This window comes from Methylibium sp. T29 (assembly GCF_000576205.1).
Lineage (GTDB): Bacteria > Pseudomonadota > Gammaproteobacteria > Burkholderiales > Burkholderiaceae_C > Methylibium > Methylibium petroleiphilum.
In genome coordinates, this window is the sequence record NZ_AZND01000212.1 from 1 (window position 1) to 5,755 (window position 5,755).

3 protein-coding genes and 2 pseudogenes are annotated in these 5,755 nt (G+C 70.0%); 2 read left to right on the forward strand and 3 right to left on the reverse strand.

Going from position 1 to position 5,755, the window contains the following annotated elements; genetic code table 11:
- From x551_RS17615 to x551_RS17625, 3 genes and pseudogenes are all read right to left on the reverse strand, one after another.
- Positions 1 to 2,345: pseudogene (locus x551_RS17615) on the reverse strand (Tex family protein); the annotation flags it as partial.
- A gap of 96 nt (positions 2,346 to 2,441) precedes the next feature.
- A pseudogene (locus x551_RS17620) lies at positions 2,442 to 4,018 on the reverse strand (glucan biosynthesis protein D).
- A gap of 75 nt (positions 4,019 to 4,093) precedes the next feature.
- On the reverse strand, positions 4,094 to 4,444 hold the full coding sequence (locus x551_RS17625; protein ID WP_036230794.1) for a hypothetical protein: 351 nt from the start codon (positions 4,442 to 4,444) through the stop codon (positions 4,094 to 4,096).
- A gap of 98 nt (positions 4,445 to 4,542) precedes the next feature.
- Here x551_RS17625 and x551_RS17630 point away from each other — a divergent pair, with 98 nt between their 5' ends.
- Both x551_RS17630 and x551_RS17635 read left to right on the forward strand, forming a co-directional pair.
- Positions 4,543 to 4,881 carry a hypothetical protein gene (locus tag x551_RS17630; protein ID WP_036249813.1) on the forward strand — a complete coding sequence of 113 codons (339 nt, stop codon included), beginning with the start codon at positions 4,543 to 4,545 and terminating at the stop codon, positions 4,879 to 4,881.
- An 87-nt stretch (positions 4,882 to 4,968) separates the two neighbouring features.
- On the forward strand, positions 4,969 to 5,733 hold the full coding sequence (locus tag x551_RS17635) for a TerC family protein (protein WP_036249814.1): 765 nt from the start codon (positions 4,969 to 4,971) through the stop codon (positions 5,731 to 5,733).
- The last annotated feature ends 22 nt before the right edge of the window (positions 5,734 to 5,755 follow it).

Sequence of the window (5,755 nt, forward strand, 5' to 3'; positions counted from 1 at the left end):
ATCGCGCCGCCGGCGGCGGACTGGGGGTGAGCTGCCGCGCGGCGCACCGCTGCGGGCACGCTCATCGCGTCCGGCCGGCCGGTAGCCGTTCTCGCTGCCCTCGCCGCGTCCGTCGCGTCCGCGCGCCACGCTGGTGTCGAGTTTCATCGTCAGCGAGATGCGGCCGCGCGCCAGATCGACCTCGAGCACCTTGACCTTGACGATGTCGCCGGTCTTCACGATCTCGCGCGCGTCGTTGACGAACTTGTTCGCCAGCTGGCTCACGTGTACCAGCCCGTCCTGGTGGACGCCCAGGTCCACGAAGGCGCCGAACTGCGCCACGTTGCTGACCGTGCCTTCCAGCGTCATGCCGGCCTGCAGGTCCTTGATGTCGTCGACGCCCTCGTTGAAGCGCGCCACCTTGAAGTCCGGGCGTGGGTCGCGGCCAGGCTTCTCCAGCTCGGCGAGGATGTCCTTCACGGTGATCGCGCCGAAGCGCTCGTCGGCGTAAGCTCGGGCCGCAGCTTGCGGATCACGTCGCTGTTGCCGATCAGATCACCGACGGGTCGGCCGACGGCGGCGATGATCTTCTCGACCACCGGGTAGGTCTCGGGGTGCACGCCCGACAGGTCGAGCGGGTTGTCGCCGTCGCGGATGCGCAGGAAGCCGGCCGCCTGCTCGAAGGTCTTCTCACCCAGGCCCGCGACCTCGCGCAGCTGGCGGCGGTTGCGGAAGGCGCCGTGCGTATCGCGCCAACGCACGATGCCGGCCGCGACCGCGCCCGACAGCCCGGACACGCGCGACAGCAGCGGCGCCGACGCGGTGTTCAGATCGACGCCGACCGAGTTGACGCAGTCCTCCACTACCGTGTCGAGCGTGCGCGCGAGTTCGCTCTGGTTCACGTCGTGCTGGTACTGGCCGACGCCGATGCTCTTGGGGTCGATCTTCACCAGCTCGGCCAGCGGGTCCTGCAGCCGCCGTGCGATCGAGACCGCTCCGCGCAGGCTCACGTCGAGCTCCGGCAGTTCCTTGCTGGCGAACTCCGAGGCCGAGTAGACCGAAGCGCCCGCCTCGCTGACGACCACCTTCTCGATGTGCGTGCCAGGGGCCAGTTGCTGGATGCGCTTGATCAGGTCGGCCGCCAGCTTGTCGGTCTCGCGGCTCGCGGTGCCGTTGCCGATGGCGATCAGGTTGACGCCGTGGGTCGCGGCCAGCCGGCCCAGCGTGTGGATCGCGCCGTCCCAGTCCTTGCGGGGCTCGTGCGGGTACACCGTGGCCGTGTCGAGCACCTTGCCGGTGTCGCTGACGACCGCCACCTTCACGCCGGTGCGGATGCCGGGGTCCAGGCCCATCACCACGCGCTTGCCGGCCGGCGCGGCCAGCAGCAGGTCGCGCAGGTTCTCGGCGAAGACCTTGATCGCCACCTTCTCGGCATCCTCGCGCAGCCGCGCGAACAGGTCGCGCTCCAGGCTCAGGCTGAGCTTGACCTTCCAGGTCCAGGCCACGCACTTGCGGATCAGCTCGTCGGCCGGGCGCTTGGCGTGGCTCCAGCCCAGATGCACCGCGATGCGCCCTTCGGCGAGCGTCGGCTTGCCCGGCAGCGCCTCCTCGTCGAGCACCAGCTTCGCGTCCAGGATCTCCAGCGTGCGACCTCGGAACACCGCGAGCGCACGGTGCGAGGGCACGGTGCGGATGGGCTCGTCGTAGTCGAAGTAGTCGCGGAACTTCGCGATCTCCGCGTCCTGCTCGTTCTTGCCATCCATCAGCTTGGAGCGCAGCAGCCCCTCGTCCCACAGCCAGCCTCGCAGCGACTGCACCAGTGCGGCGTCCTCGGCCCAGCGTTCGGACAGCAGGTCGCGCACGCCGTCGAGCACCGCGTGGACATCGGCGAAGCCGGCGGTCGCCAGCGCCTCGGCGCCGCCCGCATAGCCGGCCACGAAGGCGGCGGCCTCGACCAGCGGGTCGAGCGTGGGGTCGGCGAACAGGCGGTCGGCCAGCGGCTCGATGCCGGCCTCGCGGGCGATCATGCCCTTGGTGCGACGCCGCGGCTTGAAGGGCAGGTAGAGGTCTTCCAGCTCCTGCTTGGTCGGCGCGGCGTCGATCGCGGCGCGCAGTTCGGGCGTGAGCTTGCCCTGCTCGTCGATGCTCTTCAGCACGGCGGCGCGGCGCTCCTCGAGCTCGCGCAGGTACCCCAGGCGCGCTTCCAGGTCGCGCAGCTGGGTGTCATCGAGGTTGTCGGTCGCCTCCTTGCGGTAGCGCGCGATGAAGGGCACCGTGGCCCCGCCGTCGAGCAGTTCGACGGCAGCGTTGACTTGGGCCGGCCGAACCTTCAGCTCGGCGGCGATTTGCAGCAGGATCTTGTCCACGGACTCGGGAGGGGCCCGGCAACGGGCCGCGGATCATCGGGAAGGCGCGCAGTGTAGCGACCGGCCGGACACCGATCGTTGCATCTCGACGCGCGCTCAGACCAGCTTGCGTTCGGCCGCGGGCGGCGGGCTCCACTGGTAGAGCCAGGTCTCGCTGAGCGACTGGCCGTCGCAGCGCAGGTAGACGCGCAGGTCGATCGGCTCGGTGCCGGCCGGCGGCACCACGTCGAACATCGCCCGGTAGCCCGAGACCGAGGCCAAGGGCCGCGCCGACGTGATCTCCACGCGGCCACGCGAGGCGCTGACGACGGCCTCGACCTTGGCCTTCGGCCCGATCAGCGACAGGTCGCCGCCGGAGAAATCGACCGCGAACCGCCACGAGAAATACTTGCGCGGCTGACCGATCACACCGCCCAGGCCGGTGCGCGTGGCCACGCAGCGCGCGAGCGGCGGCCGGGCCGGCGGCTGCGCGCCCCAGTAGAGGCGGTAGGCGAACAGCAGTTCCTCGCCGGCCTGCGGTGGGCGCGCCGGATTCCACAACGCGACGATGTTGTCGAAGGTCTCGTCGGCGGTCGGGATCTCCACCAGCTGCAGCGAGCCGGCGCCCCAGCCCGACTTCGGTTCCACCCACACGCAGGGCCGCTTGTCGTAGAACACGCCGTCGTCCTGGTAGTGGTCGAAGTTGCGGTCACGCTGCAGCAGGCCGAAGCCGCGCGGATTCTCGTCCTGGTAGGCGTTGAAGCGCAGCGTGGCGGGATTGGTGAGGGGGCGCCAGATCCACTCGCCGCTGCCGGTCCACATCTGCAGGCCGTCGCTGTCGTGCACCTCGGGCCGCCAGTCGTTGGCGACGCGGCGGTCGTTCTCGCCGTACTGGAACATGCTGGTCAGCGGCGCGATGCCCAGGCGCTCGATGGGTTTGCGCGGGTAGAGCGCCGCATCGATGTCCATCACCTGCGTGTCGCCCGGCGTGATGACGAAACGGTAGGCCCCGGCGATGCTGGGCGAATCGAGCAGCGCATACACCGTGATGCTGCTCGACTGGCGCGCCGGCTTCTCCAGCCAGAAGGCGACGAAGTTCGGAAACTCCTCCGGTCGCGGCAGGCCGGTATCGACGGCCAGGCCGCGCGCCGACAGACCGTACTGCCATTCCCCGCCGACCGCGCGGAAGTAGCTCGCGCCCAGGAAGGCCGAGATGTCGCGCTCGAGATCGGTGTGGAAGTTCAGCCGGAAGCCGGCGAAGCCCAGGTCGCTCGGCAATTGACTGCCCTGAACCCCGCTCTTGCCGTAGTCGAACATCTCGCGTCGTAGGCCAGTTCGCGGGCCCGGCCGTCCACCAGCTCGTGAATGCGCACCGGCGACTTGAAGAACAGCCCCAGATGGAAGAACTGCGCCCGGAAGCGCAGCTCGTCTTCGCCCCACAAGGCGTGGTCGGGTCGGAAGCGGATGGCCTGGTGGCGGTCCCAGTCGAGCGAGTCGATCGCCTTCGGCAGCACCGACCGCGGCGCCTGGTAGGCCTTGGTAGCCAGCGCACGAGCGCGGCCCTTGAGCAGCGCGTAGTCGAAGGCCTCGGCCTGACCGATCGCCTTCAGGCCCGCTGCGGCAGCGTCACCGCCCAGCAGGGCCTGAAGCGTGGCCGACGCGGCCATGCCGCGCAGCAGTTGTCGTCTTTGCATGGAGGGAGAGAGGAAGGAGGATGCGAGCCTCCGTACGATACCGGAGGCTGCGGCAGGCCGGGTCGGCCTGCGTCTTCAGGCGGCGGCGAGCGGAACGAGTTCGCTGCCGATCGCGATGCGGATCGTCGGGTGCACGCCGGGCCGACGCAGCAGCAACTGCGCCAGCAGTTCCTGAGCCGCGCGCCACAGCGCGATGCCGCGCGGGCGGTCGCCCTGGCAGTCGCGACGCGGAATCACGAGCTCGGATTCCACCGGTTCACCGCGCCCCGCGAAGTCGATCACGCAGCGTGCCACCAGCACCTGATGCGTCGCCAGCAGCACCTCCGTGCTGTGGTGCGCGTCGAGGTCGAAGTCGATGTCGGCCGGTGCCGGGGCGGCCTGTGCGAGGAGGCTGTCGATGTCGGCAAGTCGGGGTCGGGCTGTCATGGATGCAGATGCTAGATCGCCCTTCGTGACAGTCTGTAGGCGCCCGAAAGTCCCTGCTGTAGGACAACGCGCCGGCCGCGCCCCCTACAATTCGAGCCATGATCTTCAGGCTCCACGCCGTCCTTTTCGCCATCCTCCTGTGCTGCTGCGGCATCCTCGTGCCGGCGGATGTGAGCCACGACAGCACGGCCCGGGCTCTGCAGTCCGAGGCGGCGATTCCGGAACGCGCGCTCGACCGCCTGACGCTGCCGGACCCGATGTCGCAGGCGCAGGCCGAGAGCGCAGCGGACGGCCCGGGGCTGCTGGCCGAAGCCGCGTTGCCGGGCTTCACCGCGCCGCGCGCCGCATTGCCGCGGCCCGATGCCGACAGCCGCTTGCGCCCGCCCTACCTCGACGGGCTGCGACGGCCGCCCCGAACGGCATCCCGCCTCGCCTGATCCCTGCCGCGGACGTCCCGCGGCCCCAATGTCTCCCCGGCCTGCACTGCAGGCCTGCTGCGGCATCCCCGCATTCAACCTGCTGCCATGGACTTCCTCCTCGACCCCAACATCTGGATCGCGTTCGCGATGCTCACCGCCCTGGAAATCGTCCTGGGCGTCGACAACATCATCTTCATCTCCATCCTCGTCGGCCGGCTGCCGCCGGAGACGCGCGAAAAGGCGCGCCGCCTCGGCCTGGGCTTCGCGATGGTCTCTCGGCTGCTGCTGCTGTTCTCGCTGAGCTGGGTGATGGGCCTGACGGCCGACCTGTTCTCGGTGCTCGGCCAGGGCATCAGCGGGCGCGACCTGGTGCTGCTGTTCGGCGGCCTGTTCCTGCTCTACAAGGCCTCGCACGAGATCTTCGTGGAGGTCGAGGCGCCCGAGCGCGACGGCCCGCCGGCCACCGACGAGGCCGCACTGAGGGCCGCCGGCAACCGCCTGTTCTGGGGCGTCATCGGCCAGATCGCGGTGATCGACATCGTGTTCTCGCTCGACTCGGTGATCACCGCGGTGGGCATGGTCGACCAGATCGGCGTGATGGTGGCTGCGGTCGTGACCTCGGTGGGCGTGATGCTGGTGGCGGCCCGGCCGATCGGCGAGTTCGTCGACCGCCATCCGTCGGTCAAGGTGCTGGCGCTGGCCTTCCTGGTGATGGTCGGCATGGCGCTGACGGCCGAGGCCTTCGACATGCACGTGCCCAAGGGCTACATCTATGCCGCGATGGCGTTCTCGCTGGGCGTCGAGGCGCTGAACATCCGCTCGCGCGGCAAGCGCCGCGCGGCCCTCGAGGCCGGCAAAGGCACGGCCTGAGGCGGCGGCGCGCGCCGGTCGG

Bases quoted from the DNA above. Each gene is read 5' to 3' on its own strand.
- x551_RS17630 (WP_036249813.1), top strand. From the start codon at position 4,543: ATGATCTTCAGGCTCCACGCCGTCCTTTTCGCCATCCTCCTGTGCTGC.
- x551_RS17625 (WP_036230794.1), bottom strand. From the start codon at position 4,444: ATGACAGCCCGACCCCGACTTGCCGACATCGACAGCCTCCTCGCACAG.
- x551_RS17635 (WP_036249814.1), top strand. From the start codon at position 4,969: ATGGACTTCCTCCTCGACCCCAACATCTGGATCGCGTTCGCGATGCTC.